The sequence below is a fragment of the Yersinia pekkanenii genome (assembly GCF_001152565.1).
GTDB classification, from domain to species: domain Bacteria; phylum Pseudomonadota; class Gammaproteobacteria; order Enterobacterales; family Enterobacteriaceae; genus Yersinia; species Yersinia pekkanenii.
This window is the reverse complement of the sequence record NZ_CQAZ01000221.1, coordinates 1-459: the sequence shown is the minus strand read 5'-3', so window position 1 is coordinate 459 and position 459 is coordinate 1. Positions and strand designations below refer to the sequence as shown.

The window sequence follows — 459 nt, the reverse complement described above, 5'->3', positions numbered from 1 at the left end:
CTCAGTAATTCTACGGAGAGATAAGTTTCAGCTGTATTGTTTCAATTTTCAGCTTGTTCCAGATTGTTAAAGAGCAATATCTTAAACACGACTCGTTAAAGTCATCTTTAAGATATTCAGTTGATAATGTCTTTCACACATTATCGGAATGGCGTCCCCAAGGGGATTCGAACCCCTGTTACAGCCGTGAAAGGGCAGTGTCCTAGGCCTCTAGACGATGGGGACACAAAAATTTCTACTGAATCACGGATTCAGTATTTTTGTGTAAAGGTGAGAATGTGGTGACACATTCGAACGACTGACGCAGTAAAAACTCGATGCCGAGGTCTTATTACACAATCATCACCCTCATCAACAGGTGCTCTTGCTCATTTATATTCATCAGACAATCTGTGTGGACACTGCGCAATGCGTATCGTTAGGTAAGGAGGTGATCCAACCGCAGGTTCCCCTACGGTT

The 459-nt window shown here is 42.9% G+C and carries 1 tRNA gene; it reads right to left on the bottom strand.

Going from position 1 to position 459, the window contains the following annotated elements:
• Positions 1–149 precede the first annotated feature (149 nt).
• Positions 150–225 (bottom strand) — tRNA-Glu (locus AEP37_RS24060).
• Positions 226–459: the final 234 nt, after the last annotated feature.